Origin of the sequence: Mesorhizobium sp. 113-3-9 (genome assembly GCF_016756515.1) — a bacterium.
Lineage (GTDB): Bacteria > Pseudomonadota > Alphaproteobacteria > Rhizobiales > Rhizobiaceae > Mesorhizobium.
This window is the reverse complement of record NZ_AP023246.1, coordinates 3,227,186-3,245,504: the sequence shown is the minus strand read 5'-3', so window position 1 is coordinate 3,245,504 and position 18,319 is coordinate 3,227,186. Positions and strand designations below refer to the sequence as shown.

General features: G+C 65.5%; 19 protein-coding genes. 8 read left to right on the top strand and 11 right to left on the bottom strand.

What is annotated here, in order from left to right:
* Positions 1 to 137: 137 nt before the first annotated feature.
* The 9 genes from arsK to MesoLj_RS15685 all read right to left on the bottom strand — a co-directional run bounded on the left by arsK (position 138) and on the right by MesoLj_RS15685 (position 10,518).
* On the bottom strand, positions 138 to 1,379 hold the full coding sequence (gene arsK, locus MesoLj_RS15725) for an arsenite efflux MFS transporter ArsK (RefSeq protein ID WP_202326612.1): 1,242 nt from the start codon (positions 1,377 to 1,379) through the stop codon (positions 138 to 140).
* Positions 1,376 to 2,773, bottom strand: coding sequence for an FAD-dependent oxidoreductase (locus tag MesoLj_RS15720; RefSeq protein ID WP_202326611.1), 1,398 nt, complete (start codon positions 2,771 to 2,773; stop codon positions 1,376 to 1,378). The genes arsK and MesoLj_RS15720 overlap by 4 nt, the downstream gene beginning before the upstream one ends.
* A 43-nt stretch (positions 2,774 to 2,816) precedes the next feature.
* A complete protein-coding gene (locus tag MesoLj_RS15715) occupies positions 2,817 to 3,137 on the bottom strand; it encodes an ArsR/SmtB family transcription factor (RefSeq protein WP_202326610.1) in 321 nt (106 codons plus the stop codon).
* A gap of 65 nt (positions 3,138 to 3,202) precedes the next feature.
* Positions 3,203 to 3,625: an arsenate reductase (glutaredoxin) gene (arsC, locus tag MesoLj_RS15710; protein WP_202326609.1), complete on the bottom strand. Its 423-nt coding sequence runs from the start codon at positions 3,623 to 3,625 to the stop codon at positions 3,203 to 3,205.
* Positions 3,622 to 4,323: an aquaporin gene (locus tag MesoLj_RS15705; protein ID WP_140774122.1), complete on the bottom strand. Its 702-nt coding sequence runs from the start codon at positions 4,321 to 4,323 to the stop codon at positions 3,622 to 3,624. The genes arsC and MesoLj_RS15705 overlap by 4 nt, the downstream gene beginning before the upstream one ends.
* Before the next feature lie 10 nt (positions 4,324 to 4,333).
* Positions 4,334 to 4,666 (bottom strand): ArsR/SmtB family transcription factor, encoded by a 333-nt coding sequence (locus MesoLj_RS15700; protein WP_202326608.1) that lies wholly within the window; start codon positions 4,664 to 4,666, stop codon positions 4,334 to 4,336.
* A gap of 183 nt (positions 4,667 to 4,849) precedes the next feature.
* The gene (locus tag MesoLj_RS15695; RefSeq protein WP_244735447.1) at positions 4,850 to 6,316 is read right to left on the bottom strand and encodes a virulence factor family protein; all 1,467 of its coding nucleotides are present in this window, start codon (positions 6,314 to 6,316) and stop codon (positions 4,850 to 4,852) included.
* The gene (gene mprF / locus MesoLj_RS15690; RefSeq protein ID WP_446720328.1) at positions 6,229 to 8,790 is read right to left on the bottom strand and encodes a bifunctional lysylphosphatidylglycerol flippase/synthetase MprF; all 2,562 of its coding nucleotides are present in this window, start codon (positions 8,788 to 8,790) and stop codon (positions 6,229 to 6,231) included. Before mprF ends, MesoLj_RS15695 begins: the two co-directional genes overlap by 88 nt.
* Before the next feature lie 822 nt (positions 8,791 to 9,612).
* Entirely contained in the window at positions 9,613 to 10,518 is a 906-nt protein-coding gene (locus tag MesoLj_RS15685; protein ID WP_140774125.1) for a LysR family transcriptional regulator, read from the bottom strand.
* A 93-nt stretch (positions 10,519 to 10,611) separates the two neighbouring features.
* Between MesoLj_RS15685 and MesoLj_RS15680 the strand changes: the two genes are divergently transcribed.
* The 5 genes from MesoLj_RS15680 to MesoLj_RS15660 all read left to right on the top strand — a co-directional run bounded on the left by MesoLj_RS15680 (position 10,612) and on the right by MesoLj_RS15660 (position 14,123).
* Positions 10,612 to 11,496: an aldo/keto reductase family oxidoreductase gene (locus tag MesoLj_RS15680; protein WP_202326607.1), complete on the top strand. Its 885-nt coding sequence runs from the start codon at positions 10,612 to 10,614 to the stop codon at positions 11,494 to 11,496.
* 134 nt (positions 11,497 to 11,630) lie between these two features.
* Positions 11,631 to 11,966 (top strand): ArsR/SmtB family transcription factor, encoded by a 336-nt coding sequence (locus MesoLj_RS15675; RefSeq protein WP_202326606.1) that lies wholly within the window; start codon positions 11,631 to 11,633, stop codon positions 11,964 to 11,966.
* Positions 11,963 to 12,457: an SRPBCC family protein gene (locus MesoLj_RS15670; protein WP_202326605.1), complete on the top strand. Its 495-nt coding sequence runs from the start codon at positions 11,963 to 11,965 to the stop codon at positions 12,455 to 12,457. Before MesoLj_RS15675 ends, MesoLj_RS15670 begins: the two co-directional genes overlap by 4 nt.
* Positions 12,447 to 13,280 carry an alpha/beta fold hydrolase gene (locus tag MesoLj_RS15665; RefSeq protein ID WP_202326604.1) on the top strand — a complete coding sequence of 278 codons (834 nt, stop codon included), beginning with the start codon at positions 12,447 to 12,449 and terminating at the stop codon, positions 13,278 to 13,280. The genes MesoLj_RS15670 and MesoLj_RS15665 overlap by 11 nt, the downstream gene beginning before the upstream one ends.
* A gap of 93 nt (positions 13,281 to 13,373) precedes the next feature.
* Positions 13,374 to 14,123, top strand: a complete 750-nt coding sequence (locus MesoLj_RS15660) for a pseudouridine synthase (RefSeq protein WP_202326603.1) — start codon at positions 13,374 to 13,376, stop codon at positions 14,121 to 14,123.
* Positions 14,124 to 14,185: 62 nt separating this feature from the next.
* On the opposite strand, the gene MesoLj_RS15655 is transcribed toward MesoLj_RS15660, so the two are convergent.
* A complete protein-coding gene (locus MesoLj_RS15655; RefSeq protein ID WP_202326602.1) occupies positions 14,186 to 14,599 on the bottom strand; it encodes a hypothetical protein in 414 nt (137 codons plus the stop codon).
* A gap of 352 nt (positions 14,600 to 14,951) precedes the next feature.
* Here MesoLj_RS15655 and MesoLj_RS15650 point away from each other — a divergent pair, with 352 nt between their 5' ends.
* From MesoLj_RS15650 to MesoLj_RS15640, 3 genes are all read left to right on the top strand, one after another.
* Complete coding sequence (locus MesoLj_RS15650) at positions 14,952 to 15,698, top strand: SDR family NAD(P)-dependent oxidoreductase (RefSeq protein ID WP_202326601.1); 747 nt, start codon at positions 14,952 to 14,954, stop codon at positions 15,696 to 15,698.
* Between the two features lie 42 nt (positions 15,699 to 15,740).
* Positions 15,741 to 16,793, top strand: a complete 1,053-nt coding sequence (locus MesoLj_RS15645; RefSeq protein ID WP_202326600.1) for a sigma-70 family RNA polymerase sigma factor — start codon at positions 15,741 to 15,743, stop codon at positions 16,791 to 16,793.
* A 97-nt stretch (positions 16,794 to 16,890) separates the two neighbouring features.
* Positions 16,891 to 17,292 carry a VOC family protein gene (locus tag MesoLj_RS15640; RefSeq protein ID WP_202326599.1) on the top strand — a complete coding sequence of 134 codons (402 nt, stop codon included), beginning with the start codon at positions 16,891 to 16,893 and terminating at the stop codon, positions 17,290 to 17,292.
* A 285-nt stretch (positions 17,293 to 17,577) separates the two neighbouring features.
* Here the strand turns inward: MesoLj_RS15640 and MesoLj_RS15635 are convergent, their stop codons facing one another.
* A complete protein-coding gene (locus tag MesoLj_RS15635; RefSeq protein WP_140774135.1) occupies positions 17,578 to 18,159 on the bottom strand; it encodes a histidine phosphatase family protein in 582 nt (193 codons plus the stop codon).
* Positions 18,160 to 18,319 lie beyond the last annotated feature (160 nt).

Genomic DNA, 18,319 nt, shown 5'->3' with positions numbered 1-18,319 from the left:
GCAGCCAAAGGCAACGCGTCCGTTGCCGACGGCGGTTCGAACTGATGGCGGTCAGCGAAATCCGGCCGAGTCCTTGCGGCCCCGGCACCAAAGGCAGCGCCCCCGCATAAATTCCGATGGCTGGGCACCGGCGACAATCATCCGGCCGCGTGCGGCGCGACCGCGGCCGTGCCGCTTTCCGCACCCTTGCGCGATTGCCGGCTGATCAACGCGATGGCGGCGAAGGCCGCGATGCCGAACAGGCCGACCACGACATTGAGCCACAAGGCCGGCAGGACGCCGAGGCCTGATATCATCAGCGTCAGGCCGAACGGGGCGAAGGCGGAGCTGAACTGACGCGCCGCCGTGATCCAGCCGACATAGGAACCGTAGCGCTCCTGGCCGAACAATTCGAGCGGCAGCGTGCCGCCGACAATGCTCATCAGGCCCGAGCCGAATCCGAAGAGCACGGCAAACAGCATGGCGCCGGGAACGGAGGGCGCCACCACCAGCAGCACCGCGAGGCCGCCGGCAAGGGCTGCGGTCGCGCCGAGCGCCAGCGATGTCTGCGACAGGCCCCGGCCGAACAGCATGTTGACCAGCCGGCTCGCCACTTGCGACGGGCCAAACAGGCTGGCGACCAGCACCGAGGCGCCGCCGAGGCCGACCAGTGTGAGCAGTGGCACCATCTGCACGAGAACAGCCGAAAGCACGAACCCCTCTATGGCAAATCCGGCCAGCACCAGGATGAACAGAGGCGACCATCGCCGGCCGGGCGTTGGGGCCGACAGGCCTGATGTCACCGGGACGATCCTCTCCCGCGCCTTGCCCGCGCCGCCCGGAAGCCGGGCCAGCCACCAATGGATCGGCAGGCAGACAAAGGCGTTGAGCGCGGCAAAGAGAACCAGCACCTCGCGCCAGCCGAGATGCTGGTGCAGCAGCGTCGTCAGGGGCCAGAACAGGGTCGAGGCGAAGCCGGCGATCAAGGTGAGATGGGTGATGGCGCGCCGCGCGCCGCCGAGCTGCACGATGGCGACGAAGGCCGTGCTGTAGAGCACGAAGCAGGAGGCAAGCTCCATGGCCAGCACGCCGATGGCAAAGCCGGCACGCCCCGGCGCCAGCGCGCACAACAGCAACGCGCCCGCCGCCGCCAGCGATCCCGGCACCATCAGGCGCCCTGCCCCGACCCGGTCCGCGAGGCTGCCCGCGAACGGCGCCAGGATGGCGCTCGCCAGCAGCGACACCGACAGCACGGCGAACACCCATTGCTGCGACCAGGCGAGTTCCGCCGCCACCGCCGGCGCCAGGATGCTGTAGCTGTAGTAGAGCGTGCCATAGCCGATGATCTGGGTGGCGCCCAGCGCCCAGATGGCGGAAGCGGGGATCTTGCCGTCGCTCACTCGGCGGCTTCCATCTTGCCGGTGCCTGCGCAGCCGCAGCCGCCTTTACCGGCGGCCTTGGCGTCGGCATCGGCCACGCAGCAGGCATCGATCGCCGCCGGCGCCGGTCCGCCGCAACAGCCCTTCGAAGCCCCGCCTGCCGGCACCGTGCAGACGCCGGTCTCGGGCAGCACCAGTTGCACCGCGTCGGCCGCCGCCATGTCACCGGCGATCGCCGCCGCGACCGAGCGAACCTGTTCGTAGCCGGTCAGCAGCAGGAAGGTCGGCGCGCGGCCATAGCTCTTGATGCCGACCGTGTAGAAGCCGGGCTCCGGATGGCTGAGCTCGCGGTGGCCGTGCGGCGGCACGTCGCCGCAGGAATGCTCGTTGGGATCGATGAGCGGACCGAGCGCCTTGACGCTCTCCAGCCACGGATCGAGATCGAGCCTGAGCTCCCTGGTCAGCGAGAGGTCCGGACGCTGGCCGGTCGCGGCGATGATGCGATCGACGGGTCCCAGTTCCATCAGGCCCTCCTCACCTTGCCCCGCCACGATCAACCGGCCGTCATGCTCGCGGATCGCAAGCGTCGCAAAGCCCGTCACCAGCCGGACGCGGCCGCTTTCAGCGAGGTCGCGCACATCGGCGCCGAGCTCGCCGCGCGCCGGCAACTGGTCGGCGTCGCCGCCGCCATAGATGCGCACGAGGTCGGTTCCGCGCACCGCCCAGATGAAAGCCGTGCCGGGCTCGGCATCCGCCAGCCTGGCAAGGTCGAGCAAGGCGTTGGCCGCCGAATGGCCCGATCCGGCAACCAGCGTCGTGCGGCCGGCATAAAGCGCCCGGTCGCGGCCCAGGACATCGGGTATGCCGTAGGCGATACGGTCGGCGAACTCCGCCTCGCCCTCCGCCGCGATGCCGCCGGCGCCGAGAGGATTGGGCGTGCGCCATGTTCCGGAGGCGTCGATGACGGCCCGCGCGCTGTCGCGCCTGGTGCCGTCGGCGGTCTCGACGACGAGCATGAAGGGCCGCGCCCCACGCTCGCTGCCGCGCACCTTGTCGGCGCCCCAGCGCGATATGGCCACGACACGCGCATTGGTCTCGATCGCCGGCGCAAGTTCCGGCAGTCTGGCAAGCGGCTCGAGATAGTGCGCGACGAGTTCACCGGCGGTGGGAAAGGTTTCCGGGTCCGGCATCCGCCATCCCTGGCTTTCGAGCAGCCGGCCGGCCGCCTGGTCGATGCAGTAGCGCCATGGCGTGAACACCCGGACATGACCCCAATCGCGCAGGCTGGCCGCGACGCCGCTGCCGGCCTCGTAGAGCTTCACCGGCAGGCCCCGGGCCATGAGATGAACGGCGGCCGCCAGCCCAACCGGACCGGCGCCGATGACGGCGATTGGCGGATCGTTTCGCGTGGCCATAATTTCCATCCTTCCGGCATTATCGAAATAAGAGGCAAAAAAATCAGGCGGCCGCGTCATCCGCCGCAGGATTGCAAGCCGCATCGGCGCAGCATTCATCGGCCAGGAAGCCGATGAGATCGTTCATCATGGGGTAGTTGGCGCGGCAGATCAGCGTCGTCGCCTGCCGCTCCTGGCTGACCAGCCCGGTCAGGATCAGGCGGTGCAGATGGTGCGACAACGTTGAGGCGGCGATGCCGAGGCTCTCCTGCAGGAAGCCGACCGGCCGGCCCGCCTCGCCGGCCCTCACCAGGATCCGATAGAGGTTCAGCCGCGTCGGATTGCCGAGCGCTTCCAGCTGCTTCGCTGCTTGTTCGAGTTTCATGGAAATAGCATGCGGCCGGCGACAGGACTCGTCAAGGACTATTTCGAAGAATATCGAAATAAGAGTCAGACGACCCGCTTGCCGGCGGCATCGACGACGACCTCGCCGTCCTCCTTGGTGAACGGGCCGATGTCGGGATTGGGCAGGATGTCGAGCACCGCTTCTGACGGCCGGGCCAGCACGACGCCGAGCGGGCTCACCACAATCGGCCGGTTGATCAGGATCGGATGCGCCAGCATGAAATCGAGGATCTCGTCGTCGCTCCATTTGGGATCGCCAAGGCCGAGCTCCGCATAGGGCGTGCCCTTCTCGCGCAACAGCGCGCGCGGCGTCATTCCCATCGCCGCGATCAGCTCGACAAGCTTTTCACGCGACGGCGGGTTCTTCAGATATTCGATCACCTCCGGCGCCTCGCCGGACTGGCGGATGATCGCCAGCGTGTTGCGCGACGTGCCACAGGCCGGGTTGTGATAGATGGTGATGGTCATTGCGCGGCTTTCATCTGGGTTGGGGTCTTGTCGGTAAGGGTCTGGGGTTCGGCCAGCAGCCAGCCGGCCAGCGCCAGCGCCAGCAGCGCACCCGCCAGTTCCGCGGCTATGAAGGCCGGCACATCGGAAGGCCGGATCCCGGCAAACGTGTTCGAGAAGGCGCGGGCAATGGCCACCGCCGGATTGGCGAACGAGGTCGAGGCCGTGAACCAGTAGGCCGATGTGATGTAGAGCCCGACCAGCCACGGAATAGCGTCGCTCCGGAAGCGCAAGCCGGCAAGGATGGTGAAGACCAGGCCGAAACTCGCGACCAGTTCGGCCAGCCACTGCCCCTGCCCGCTGCGTACCGTCGCCGACACCTCGAGCAAGGGCAGGTCGAACATGGCATGGGCGACCAGCGTGCCGGCGAGGCCGCCAACAATCTGGACAGTGATGTAGCCCAGCGCCGCCGGCCAGCCGATCTCGCGCCGCAGCCCGAAAACCAGTGTGACGGCCGGGTTGAAATGGGCGCCGGAAACCGGCCCCAGCGTGGTGATCAGCACCACCAGCATGGCGCCGGTCGGAATGGTGTTGCCGAGCAGCGAAAGTGCGACATCGCCGGTCAGCCGGCTGGCCATGATGCCCGAGCCGACCACCGTGGCAACCAGCATGGCGGTGCCCAGCGCTTCGGCCGCGAGACGGCGTCGAATGTCGGTCATGACTCCCGCCTCAACATTTGCAGGTCACGGCCTGGATGATCGGCTGGCAAAGCTCCGGCGCGCCGTTGCAGCAATCCTCCATCAGATAGGCGAGCAGATCGCGAAACCCGGTCATGTCGGCCGTGTAGCGGATGCTGCGGCCTTCGCGTTCGGCACGCACCAGCCCGGCCCGACCGAGGATCTTCAAATGCGCCGACATGGTGTTCTGCACCGTGCCCAGCCGTATGCCGATCTCGCCTGCCGGCACACCCTCGGCCCCGGCCCGGACCAGCAGCCGGAACACTTTCAGCCTTGTCTCCTGGCCGAGCGCGGCGAGCGCCAGCAATGCCGAAATCTTGTCCATCAATCCATTCATCCAGATTTATGGATTAATGGCAGCGGACCATGACAAGGCCGTGACAGCCAGGGCTAACGCCTTGCGCTGGGAAGCGGTCGTTTGGCAGAAGAGAACCGTGGCGGGCAAATTCCGGCGGCTTGCATCGAGCCTTGCGACGGAAGCACTGTCAGCGCTCCCGTGATCGCGGTGCTACGACATTCGCGGTTTCATGCGGGCGAGAAGAATCTTGGCGAGCGCGGGGTAGTCTTCGTCGAAGTGATGTCCGCCCTTCATCTTCAGCGTCTGGATTCCCGCCAGCGCGGGATCGGTGCAGGCCGTGTCATCCTCGTCCTCGCCATAGACGCACAGCAGGCGCTCGCGCGGAATGGTGGCAATCGCCGGCGCGACGAAATGATCGCCTCCACCACCGAGCCAGCTACCGACGGTCACCTGGAAGGTAATCGTTTTCTGGGTGGCGAGGAGTCCGACAAACCGGATGCGATCCTTTATCCGCTTCGGCAGCAAGGTCCAGGCAAACGGAAAGACATCGGCGCCAAATGAATAACCGTAGACCGCGACAGGCATTTTGCCCGATGGATCGGCGCGGTCGATGATGGATACGGTGTCATTTGCGATTTGCCGTGGCGTGCGTTCCGCCCAGAAGTAACGAAGCGAATCGATGCCCACCACATGAACGCCGTGCTTGCTCATCTCATCGCCAATCACCTTGTCGAGGTCGCGCCAGCCGCCGTCGCCCGAAAAGAACAGCACAACGGAATCTGGCGTCGAACTGGCGGGGATATCGATGGTTGGCAGGTCATTTGACGATGCATCTCTCGCGGCGATTGACACCACGGCATCAACCGCCGCGTCGAGGCGGCCGGACACGCTGTCGACAACAACCGCCTTTGCCCGCATCGCATTGTCGGACGATTGCGTGGAAATACCCGCAAGCGGCGCGGCCGAAACCAGTGTTGCGGGTGAAGGCAATTCCGCGTCGAGGGCATAGTTGAAGCCGCCCGCCGGATCCACCGTCGGCGTTGCGCCGCCCGGGCATGTTGGCAGCCGCGTCGCCACGCCGCGCGTCGGTTCGAGCGCGACCGCACCGGCCAATGTCGTCACCGGTGCATCGGCCAACGCCGCATAAGCCAGCGTGCCTCCTTCGCCGACCCCTGCCACCACCGGATGAAAGTAGCTGCCGCCGCCGGCAGCGCGGATGGCCGCCTTGGACAGCGCCTCCAGATCGGACCCGAGATACATGCACGCGCCATCGGCCGCATTCAGCTTGTTGCGATATTTTTCGAGGTCGACCGGCAGCACGATCAAGCCCTTGCTGACCAGGGCCGCCGCCAGATCGAGGTCGCGCTGACCGATGCCGCCTTTTTGCGAGAACAGGATGACCAGCCCCGCCGGTTCCTGTTGCGGTAGCTGAACAGGAATATCGACCAGACGCTCGGCGGAAACGCGGATCTCGCGTTGGACGGCCCGCGTCCGGTTGAAATGCAGCGCGAGGCCAAGGCCGGCAGCGATGACCAGAGCCGCCAGAACCAACGTCGCGCGGCTTCTGGTCATCCGCGCAAAGGAAGCAATCATTTTCGAACGAGTTCCAGCGGCCCGCCGCCGATCAGAGTGGTGACGTCGAACAGGGATCGTATGGTGTCCAGTCCGGGCGGGCATATGAAATAATGCGGGGTCCAGACGGGATCGAACTTGTCCTTGAAAGCCTTGAGCCCGTCGAAGCGATAAAAGGTCTGGCCACGTCGGTAGAGAAAGGACCCGAACCGGTTCCACCGGGAAGCCAGCCGGCCCGCGGACAATCCCGAAAGCGGCGCCGCGCCCAGATTGAACCAGCGATAACCCTGCGACTTGCCATGAAGAAGCAGTTTGGTCAGCAGCGCGTCCATGGCGATCTTGGGCGCGTCGGGCCCATGGCGCATCAGGTCGACGGTCAGTTCGCTTTTGTCGGCGCTGCCCCACAAATTGGCGAAAGCGATAATGCGGCCCTGCCAACGCATGACGGCCATATCGAATCTGCTGACATAGTCATCGTCGAAATAGCCCAACGAAAAACCTTTCTCGGAGCTCGCCTTCATCTGGAGCCAGGCATCCGACACCTCTCGCAATTCGCCTAGAAGCGGTCTCACATTGGCGGCCTCGACGATCTCGAAAACCAGACCATCCTTCTCGGCGCGCCGATCGGCGTAGCGCAACGGCTGCCGGCGTGGGCCGTCGAGGTTGAAGGCCGTCAAGTCGACGCGCGCGACCTCGCCGAGCTTCAGCGCGACGAGGCCCATGTCCAGGTACATGGGCAATTGGTCGGGTTGCACGCCGTAAAAGGCTGTACGGACCGCGGAGCGGTCGGCCAGGTCGTGAAAGGCCCAGGCGAGCTTGCTGTCGCCCTCGACAGGCCCGATCGGCCCGCCGAGCGCGATAAGGCTCCCGCCCGAGCGCGCATACATGATGAAGCCCCGGCCGTCCGGCGACATCAGGAATTGCTTGTCGCCGAGCATTGCCAGAGCCGCATGGGTCACGTTCGAGGAGGCGACGATCGCGCTGACGGCCGGAGGGATTTCGGCGCGTTGCTTGCGGTCGATGGCCTTTCGATTGATGGCCGTGTGAAGCGCCGCCGCTGCCGTGGCGATCAGGATTACGATGCTGGCGCGCAGGAAGCGTGGCGCGTCGCCGTCAATGGCAAATTGCCAGAACAGTTGATTGGAATAGTCGATGTCGCGATAGCTGAAGAATCCAAGCCAGATCGAGATGGCGACGATGCTGATGACGCTGGCGAGCCAGCCCCATGACAGCGTTCCGATTCCCTCGATCGGGCGGCGATAGAAAGCCTTGCGGAAGCCTATCAGGACCGTCGACAGGGTCAGGAGGACGCCCGCATCCTCCCAATCAAGACCCCTGCCGATCGAAAAGGCGGCTCCCAGGACGAACAGGATGAGCGACGCCGCCCATGCCTGCTGAAGCCGCCGCGCCAGCCCCCGCGCAAGGATCAGCATTGCAATGCCCGCGAAGGCGGCCGCCAGGTGCGAGACCTCTATGAATGGCAGCGGCAGCATGTCGGAGAGAAGGTCGAGGCGTTCGGCAGCACCTGGAATGGAACTCGAGAACAACAACATTATCCCGCCCAGGAAGGTCGCGCCGGCGGCAATCGGTGGGACAAGAGGCTCCAGGACGCGGCCTGCATAGAGCACCCGCTGCGACACTTCGGCGTGCCGTGCGTAGATCTCGAATGTCAGGACACCGATGACGGCAACCAGGAAGGGCAAAAGCGTAAAGATGATCCGGAAGGCAAGCAGGGCTGCGATGGCATCCGGATTGTTGCCCAAGCCAAGGCCGGCGATCATCGATGCCTCGAAGGCGCCGAGACCGCCGGGAGCGTGGCTGGCGATGCCGATGATGGTCGCCACGACAAAGACAAGCGCGAAGACCGCCGGACTGGTGGTGACCGTCTCAGGCATCAAGACGTAGAGCGTTCCGGCGGCGGCGCAGACGTCGACCAGGCCGGCCACGATCTGCGTCAGCGCGCCGCGCGACCCGGGCAATTTGATGGAAAACCTTCCCACTGTCAGCGTACGTTCGCCGCGCGACAGCCATACGACCAGCAAACCAACCGAAACAATCATCGCGACGCCGAGCGTCAAGCCCAGGCGAGGATCAAGCTGGTCGACAAACGGTGTACGAGCCGGGTCGAGGACCAGGGCAAGAGCGATCATCACGGTGAAGGCGAACCAGATCGACAACCACGAGGTGGCGATGATTCGACCGATATCGGACAAGGCAATGCCTTCGCCTGCATAGATGCGATAACGCAGCATCCCGCCCGTCAGCAGCGAAAAGCCGAGCGCATTGGAGATGGCGTAGCCGGCAGCGCCCACGCATGCCGACAACAGCTTGGGGACGCGGCCCGGCGCGATCGTCTCCACAGCCACGACATCGTAAAAGGCGACGGCGGCAAAACTCAAAAGGGTAAGTGCAAGCGCGACCAGAAGGTGCTTGCCGGGGATGTTGCGCGCCGATTCCAACACGTGGTCGAGCGAAAGGTCATTCAAGAATCGCTGCAGCACCACCACGGTGATTACCGCGATGGCCACGCCCGCGACTGGCATGGCAAAATGCTGGTAGCGTCCCCAGAAGCCGAACATCTGCAGCCGCGCATCGCGTGTGGTCACCGGATCGGCTATCGGATCCAGGTGGCTCGGATTGGGAAATTCAGGCTTCGGAATCATATTGCTCAAAAAGTTCCTTGGTCTTGTCGGATCTGGCGGCTGCCCACGCCAATAAAGGGTTTCAAGATTGATGCTCGCTGGGGGCCAGACGAGTTTGCTGGCCAGGCCCGCCTTCGACGACGAGACCATCCCCGTATCCGTCAAATCCCGAGAGCCCATGGCACAACGGGCGCTTCCTGGCTTCCTCGCCTAACGTTCTTGTTGCTTTTGTGTCCCCAACGCCGGCTGCAATGTCTATGACGGCGTTTGCCCAGGCACTTACGGCATTACGACGACAGCACTACGACGGATGGACGACGGTATAGGTCGTCTCAATGGTGGGAGGAACCGGGGACTGTGCGGCCGGGGCTTTTCGATTGTCACCGCCATGACGATGTTGCCGACGAAGCCCCCGCATGGCCACAAGAAGCGCGAGTATTGAAAAACAAACGATCGCAACGATCGGTATCAGGACGATTGCGAGCGTGCCGCCTAAAACCAGCGCGGACGCAATTCGAAAGGTTTCAGCGACCCTGTTCATTGAAACGACCCATTACCGCCGGAAACGATGAACCATTGAAATTTCGCACACATTGCCGCTGGAATAAATATTCGTAAGGTCCGTTCGACAGGTCGGACATGAAAACATGAGAAAGACGCGCTTTCCTCCATCGGTTGCCTCGGTTGAAGGGATCGCATGCGGCCGGCGAACCATCGTGCAACAGGCAGGACAGCTGGCAGCGCGATGTCTTCCCGAAATCACCCCCAGCGCATCGTGCCGACAAAATCGATGAAGGCGCGCAGCGGTGCCGGCGTGAGGCGGCGGCCGGGATAGTAGAGGAACGGCCCGGAAAACTCCTGCCACCAGGGTTCCAGCACCGGCTCCAGCCGGCCATCGTCGAAATAGGGCCGCAGCCAGTCCTCGAACAGCGAGACGATGCCGCCGCCGGCGACCGACACTTCGAGCGCAAGGGCCATTGCCGTGCCGGTGCTGACCAGCAGCGGCCCGGTCGGTTCGACGCTCACCACCTCGCCGTCGCGTTCGAATTCCCAGGCCGGCGTCAGGCCGCTGGCGAAGCGGCCGCGCAGGCAGGCATGGTCGAGCAGGTCGCGCGGGTGCCCGGGCCGGCCGTGCCGGTCGAGATAGGCCGGAGCGGCGGCGGTGGCAAAGCGCTGCCGGCGCGGACCGATCGGCACGGCGATCATGTCCTGCTCCAGCCGCTCGTCATAGCGGATGCCGGCATCGCAGCCGCTCGCCAGTATGTCGACGAAACTGTCCTCGGCGGTCACTTCCATGCGGATCTCGGGATAGGCGGCGAGGAACGGCGGCAACAGGCGCGGCAGCACCAGTTTCGCCGCGACGACGGGCACGTTGAGCCGCAGCGTGCCGGCCGGGCGGCCGCGAAAGCCGTTGACCACGTCGAGCGCCGCCTCGACCTCGCCGAGCGCGGGGCCGAGCCGCTCGAGCAGCCGGGCCCCGGCCTCGGTGGGGGCGACGCTGCGCGTGGTGCGGTTGAACAGCCGCACGCCGAGCCCGTTCTCCAGCCGCCGCACCGTTTCGCTGAGGCTGGAGGCGCTGACGCCGCCCACCCGTGCCGCTTCGCGAAAGCCGCCGGCGCGCGCCACCGCCATGAACGCCTGGAGGTCGCCGAGATCCGTCGCCATTGTTCGCCTTTCCGCACAGGGTGTGCCGATTGCACCATATTATCGTGCAAGCGCGCTTTGTCTACATTGGGCCGATCCAAAGGAGATGAGACCATGACCGACATCAGCAAGGCCGGAACCTTCAAACTCGGCGACCGCACCGTGAAGCGCCTCGGCTACGGCGCCATGCAACTGGCGGGGCCGGGCGTCTTCGGTCCGCCGAAAGACCATGATGGCGCCCTCGTCGTGCTGCGCGAGGCGATCGCCAGCGGCGTCGACCACATCGACACATCGGATTTCTATGGCCCGCACGTCACCAACCAGATCATCCGCGAGGCGCTGCACCCCTACCCCGCCAACCTCACCATCGTCACCAAGATCAGTGCCCGGCGCGGCGCCGACGCATCGTGGCTTCCCGCAATGTCGCCGCCGGAACTGACGCAGGCCGTGCATGACAATCTGCGCAATCTTGGCCTGGACGTGATCGAGGTCGTGAACCTGCGCTCCATGCATGGCATCCACGGCCCCGCGGAAGGATCGCTCGAGCCGCAATTGAACACGCTCGCCGAATTGCAGCGCCAGGGCCTGGTGCGCCATATCGGCATGAGCAACGTCACCCGCGCCCAGATCGCTCAGGGTCGCGGCATCGCCGACATCGTCTGCGTCCAGAACCAGTACAACATCGCGCATCGCGAGGATGACGCGCTGATCGACGAGCTGGCCGCCGACGGCATCGCCTATGTGCCCTTCTTCCCACTCGGCGGCTTCACGCCGCTGCAGTCGGACACGTTGGCCAATGTCGCCCGCAAGCTTGGCGCGACCCCCATGCAGGTGGCGCTCGCCTGGCTGCTGCAGCGCTCGCCCAACATCCTGCTCATCCCCGGCACGTCGTCGGTCGGCCATCTCAGGGAAAACCTGGCGGCGGCGGAACTGAAGCTGCCAGCCGACGCGGTCGAGGTGCTGAACGGCATCGCGAACGAGGTCGGGCAAGCGGCCTGAAACGTCCAGCCGGGGCGGAAACGCCCTCCCCGGCGGATGCTTCCACAAGCGCCCACACCACTCCGTAAGCGCGTTGACGGCGCGGCTGGAACCGTTTATAGAACCAATTAGTTCCAGAACTTATTGGTTCCATAATGGCTGTTGAACCCTCCCTCGACGACACATTCGCGGCGCTGGCCGATCCGACGCGCCGGGCGATCCTGGCCCGGCTGCTCGATGGCGAAGCCTCGGTCGCCGAACTGGCGCAACCCTTCGCGCTTACCGTGCGCGCCGTCTCCAAACATGTCGGCGTGCTGGAACAGGCCGGCCTCGTTACCCGCAGCCGGGCGGCCCAAAAACATCTCAGCCGCATCGAACTCAAGCCGCTGCGCGACATCGACCGCTGGCTCGACGACTACCGCAAGCTGTGGGAAAATCGTTTCGATCGCATGGAGGACCTGTTGCGGCGCGGCGCGGACAGGCCGGAATGAGCGCGCCCGCTACCGCCGACCGCAGCTTTGCCATCGAGCGGATTTTCAGCGCCCCGGTCGAGCGCGTCTTCCGGCTGTGGACCGATCCGCTTCTGGTGGCGCAATGGTGGGGCATCAGGGACTGCACCATCCCCCATTGCGTGCTCGACGTGCGTGTCGGCGGCCGCTGGCGCATCGACATGCTCACCGCCGGCGGGACGCTCTACCGCAACCGGGGCAGCTATCTCGAAGTCATCGAGAACGTCAGGCTGAGTTACAGCGACGAACCGGATCCTGAAATCCGCGAATGGGCCGGCAAGCCGCCGGGCCACAGCCGCCACACCGTCACCTTCACACCGGACGGCGCGCGCACCCATGTCCATTTCGAAGTCACCTTGGCCAGCGTCGCCGACCGCGAACGCCTGCTGGCGCTCGGCATGCGCGGCGGCTGGACGCAGAGCTTCGACCGGCTGGAACAGCTGATCAACAAGGGAGCCGAGCATGCAGGCTGAAGGCGTCAAGCCGACTACGCAGACCGTGCTGTCGCGGGACGGAACGCCGATCGCCTGCGAGCGCCGGGGCCAGGGTCATCCGCTCATCCTCGTCGATGGCGCGCTCTGCTCCCGCGCCATGGGCCCGAGCGGCCCTCTGGCCAAGGCGCTGGAAGGCGATTTCACCGTTTTCCGCTACGACCGCCGTGGCCGCGGCGACAGCGGCGACAGCGGCGACACCTTGCCCTATGCGGTCGAGCGTGAGGTCGACGACATCGAGGCCGTGCTTCGGGCGGCCGGTGGTGAAGCCTATGTCTGGGGCATGTCCTCAGGCGCCATGCTGGCCCTGATGGCGGCGACCCGTTTGCCCGGCATCACGAAGCTGGCGCTCTACGAAGCGCCGCTGATCGTCGACGACAGCCGCCCGGCCACGCAAGGCGACTGGACAACGATCAGGCAAGCCATCGCGGATGACAGGCGTGGCGACGCTGTGGGCGCCTTCCTCAAATCGGTCGGCATGCCCGGCCTGCTGATCGCGGTCATGAAGCTGACGCCGATCTGGCGCAAGCTCAAGGCGGTGGCGCATACCTTGCCTTATGACGGCGCCATCGTCGCCGGCGACCAGCTCGGCAAGCCGCTGGACCCCGCCCGCTGGACTTCGCTCGGCGTGCCGGCACTGGTGACCGATGGCGGAAAAAGCCCGCTTTGGATGCGCCATGGCAACAAGGCGTTGGCGCAGGCCCTGCCCAATGCCCGTCACCAGACACTGGCAGGCCAGAACCACATGCTGAAGTCAGCCGCGCACGCGCCGGTGCTGACCGCATTTTTCAACGGGCGCGATTGAGCGACCGGCCCCTTCGGCGCGGCCGGTGTGCGGCTTGCGGAGCCATCGCGGCCCGTGCCATCTGTCTGATGCAACCGACATATCCGGATCAGCATGGCATCAAGACCACCACCCAACGGCAGGCCGGCCAAAGCCGGCGTCAGCCTGAACCGCGCGCTCTCCAAGCTCGGCCTGTGCTCTCGCACGCAGGCCGAGGTGCTGATCGCCGCGGGCCGCGTGCGCGTCGGCGGCAAGGTGGTGCGCGATGCGGCCCTGCGCGTCGACACGAACCGCGACCGCATCGTCGTCGATGGCGAAAAGCTGGTCGCCGAGCGCAAGGTCTATGTCATGCTCAACAAGCCGCGCGGGCTGGTCACCACCCGCGACGACCCGCAGCAGCGCGACACCGTTTATGCCTGCCTGGAAGGGCTCGATTTGCCCTTCGTCTCGCCGGTCGGCCGCCTCGACAAGGCCAGCGAAGGCCTGCTCCTGATGACCAACGACACACATTTCGCCAACCGGCTGATGGACCCGGCCTCGCATTTGCCCAAGACCTATCATGTGCAGGTCGGCACAGTGCCCGATGAAGCGATGCTCGAGACGTTGCGCGCGGGCGTCACCGTCGACGGCGAGACCCTGACCGCCAATTCGATCGCGCTTTTGCGCAGCGGCGGCCGCACCGCCTGGCTGGAGATCGTCCTCGACGAGGGCCGCAACCGCCACATACGCCGCCTGCTCGCCGCCCACGGCATCGAGGTCAAGCGCCTCATCCGCATTGCCATCGGCCGGCTGCCTCTAGGCGACCTCGCCAAGGGCACGGCGCGGCATTTGACGGCGGAGGAGCTGGCGCTGGTGGGGGAGTGAAATGGCAGCCTGCAGGAGCGCTCTATGGCGCGCCCGCCGGCCCGGCCTGCGCTCTGACTGTCCTATTCGACAGTTATGTTCACCACCACGTTGCGGGCGGTTCCGTTGAACGTGTGGATAGACAGACTGATCTGGTCCTGCCCTTTGAAACCTGGGACTGACTTGTAGAACGCCTGTACTCCGTCATCGCTCTGCAGGTTGCATTTGTAGCGCTCGCTGTCCTTGGGGAAGTTAGGATAGACCTTGCCATCCACGATCCGGATTGATCCGTGGCTTGGCCCCGATGTCGCCTGCACGTCGTCCAGGCCTGCACTCGTGCAGTCCGGGTTCAGGTTGGCATCCTGGAAAATATAAATCTCCCGCCCGGAAAGTGCTGTCTTTTCATAGGTTATCGGCCGGTTGCTCCCCGCCATCGCATAACCAGTAAACCCAACCACTGCAGCCATTGTTATGATACAAGTCATACGGCGCGTCATTTTTCCTATCCTTCAGATTATTGAGTATTACCTGTAGTTTTTTTTTAGAAATCGAAACCAACACGCCTTGAATTGACGGCATGATCGTCCTCTCTATTTCGGATACCTGAAGCAAACCCATCTATTCTAGCCTTGTATAATATTTCCAGCTGCCTTTGTACTGATACGCACGATCAAATTTCCGTCAGGAGCAGCGACAAACGCCGTTCACCCGGAGAACTGCCCTCACCATCTGTTTTTCCGGCGACGCCATTCGCGAATTTTTTTTTGCCTCACCGATGATTTCCGCCCGCCCGCGCTGTCTTCACCTACAGGCGCCGGAATTGTCCGGGCCGGAAAAGCGAGGTGATCCATGGGATCGTTGCAAGGTCAAAATGTCGTCGTGGTCGGAGGCAGCCGGGGTGTCGGCCGCTCGATCGTGGAAGCTGCCCTGGGTGAAGGGGCGACAGTGCTTGCCGTCGCCCGCGGCGCGGAAACCTTGAAGGAGCTTTCCTGGGAAGCGTCCGGGGTCAGGACGCTGGCCGCCGACGCCACGCGGGACACCGCGCCCGATAGGGTGTTCGCCGCGCTGGAGCCGGACGTGCTGGTGATGTCGGCCGGCGCCTTCGCTCCGTCGGCCCCCATCCAGGACCAGAGCTGGGAAGACTTCTCGGCGAATTGGGAGACGGACGTCAGGGCCTCGTTCCTGTTCTGCAGGGCCGCCCTTCAGGGTCGGCTGAAGCCGGGCAGCCGCGTGGTGCTGATTTCCAGCGGCGCGGCGCTGAGCGGCGGACCGCCGAACTCCGGCGGCTATTCCGGCGCCAAGCGCATGCAGATGATCCTTGCCGCCCACAGCCAGAAGGAAGCCGACCGGCTTGGCCTTGGCCTGCGCTTCATGGCGCTGGCGCCGATGCGCATCATGGCCGGCACCGGGGTCGGCGAGCGCGGCATAGCGGGCGTCTCCGCCTATCTCGGCATCAGCCCGGCGGATTTCCTGGCCAGCATGAGCGATGTGCAGACACCCGCCGATGTCGGGCGCGCGGTGGTCGCGATGGCTGGCGGCAAGATGCCGGGCACCGCCTTCACCGTGAGCGGCAGCGGCCTTGCCGCGGCCGCGTGAGGCGCGCAGGATGACGGCCGCAACCAGCATGGCGGGCTCGACATGACAGACGCTCCCGGCGCTTCCGAGCCCCAGGATCGAACAGACCGGCCGGTTCTCGACCGGCCAGCCTTCGAGCGCCTGGCCGCGACCCACCGACGCGAACTCAAGCTCCACTGCTACCGGATGATGGGCTCGCTGCACGAGGCCGACGATCTCGTCCAGGAAACGTTCCTCAAGGCCTGGCGCGGCCGCATGCAATTCGACGGGCGCGGCTCGCCGCGCGGCTGGCTCTATACGATCGCCACCAATGCCTGCCTCAACGCCATCAAGGCACGATCGTCGGCGCACCGCATTCTCGAAGAGCCCGCACGGCCGCCGACCGAAGGGCCCGCCGCCGCCGGGCCGGCCGCCGAGCTTTCCTGGCTGGAGCCCTACCCCGACGCCGAGCTGCCGGACCTTGTCGATGGCGAGCCCGGCCCGGACGCGCGCTACGAAACTGGCGAAGCCGTGCGGCTGGCCTTCGTCGCCGCCATCCAGCTGCTGCCGCCCCGGCAACGCGCGGCCCTTTTGCTGTGCGATGTATTGGGCTGGTCGGCGCTGGAGACCGCGCAGTTGCTGGGCGGCACGACCGCCTCGGTCAACAGCGCCCTGCAGCGGGCGCGGGCGACGCTTGGCCAGCGCTATCCCGAGGGCCGCCCCTTGCAGCGATCGCAGCCCAACCCCGAAGAGGGCCTGCTGCTCGAACGCTATGTCAGGGCCTGGCGGGCCGCCAATCTCGACGGCTTCATCGAACTGCTGCGCGAGGACGCCACCTACCACATGCCGCCATGGCACGACTGGTACCAGGGCCGCCCCGCGATCCACGATTTCTTCAAGACCGTATGGGGCAATTTCGCCGGCTACCGCGCCGCGGCAACGCGGGCCAACGGCCAACCCGCCGTCGCGATCTACGCGCGGCGCCACCAGGACCCGGAATGGCGCGCCCAGTCGCTGCACGTCATCGAGCCGGCCGATGGCGCCATCGCCTCGCTGACGGTCTATGTCGGCCCGCTCGCGGCAGAGCTGTTCGTCGCCTTCGGCCTGCCGCCCACATGGTCCGAACCGGAAGCGTGAAGCCCGCATCTCTCTCCTGACAGAAAGCTGGCAGGAGGCCTGCCCTATAGAGAAGCTGGGAGCCCGGCCGCGGCTTCGACGATCAAGGAGCCCTGCGATGAATTTCGTCTCTGTCCGCATCATCACATCTGATGTTCAGCGCCTCGTGCGCTTCTACGGCGAGATCACCGGCATGCCGGTGACGGTCTACACCGAGGATTTCGCCGAACTGGCGACGCCTTCCTGCACGCTGGCGATCGGCAGCACGCGCACCCTGATGCTGTTCGGCGGCGACATCGCCCGCCCCGCCGACAACCACACAGCCATCCTCGAATTCCGCGTCGGCGACGTCGATGCCGAATTCGCCAAGCTGTCCGATTTGATCAGGAACGTGACCGTGCAACAGCCGACCACCATGCCCTGGGGCAACCGCTCGCTGCTGTTCCGCGACCCCGACGGCAATCTGGTGAACTTCTTCACGCCCGTGAGCGCAGAGGCGATCCGGAAGTTCGACAAGTAGGGGGCGGTTGCGCAGGTTTCGCCGTTCCCCAAACATTCGGAATAGCCGGAGCCTCCCCGCGTTCGTCATCCTAGGGCGAAGCAGGAGCGAAGCTCCGTCGCGGAGACCCTGGGATCCATGCCGCGACATTTGTCGGAGAACGCAGCGGAGCAATATTCTGCACCGTGGCAACGCTTCGGAGTCCCGGCATGGATCCTCGGGTCTGCGCCGCGTCGCTGCGCTCCTTGCTCCGCCCGTGGATGACGAAGCCACGGCGTTTCCCGCCGAGCCAGCGTTGCTTTCCGGCTACTTCAGGTTCCACCTGCGCACGACCGGCTCGCTGAGATCGTGCTCGTAGCCGAGCACGCTGATGCTGGCCGTGTCGAGCACGAACAGCGCACCGCCTTCCGGCGGCAGGCCCAGCCAGCGGGCGGCAAGCACGCGCAGGAAATGCGCGCTGGAGAAGATCAGGATCGAGCCGCCGGCTTCACGAATCTGCCTGATGATCCTGTCGGCGCGGGCGCCGACATCGGCCGCCGTCTCGCCTTGCGGACAGCCGTCGCGAAACACTGTCCAGCCCGGCCGCTCGGCCAGGATCTCCTTGGTGGTGCGCCCCTCATAGGCGCCGTAGTCCCACTCCTGCAGATCGTCGTTTCTGACGCTTGTCGCGCCAAAGCCGGCAAGCACGCTGGTGTTGTAGGCGCGCTGCGAGGGGCTCGACCACACCGCCGAGAACGACAGGCCCTTGAGCCGCTCCGCCACCCCCCGCGCGGCGGCTTCACCCGCCGGCGTCAGCGGCATGTCGGTGCGCCCGGTATGCTGCCCCGAAAGGCTCCACGCCGTCTCGCCATGCCGGACCAGATGGATTTGCGGATATGCGTTGCTCATACGCTCGGCCTTTCGTTGCTGTCGGCCAAGCTGTAGCGGTCCGTACGGCACAGCGAAAGGCCCGGCGGCAATAGCGGCGCTGGCCGGAGGCAACCTTTCCGCTGCATCACCGCTGGCTTACGAATCCGTAAGGTCCTTGCCAACGCGTTTTCATGAACCT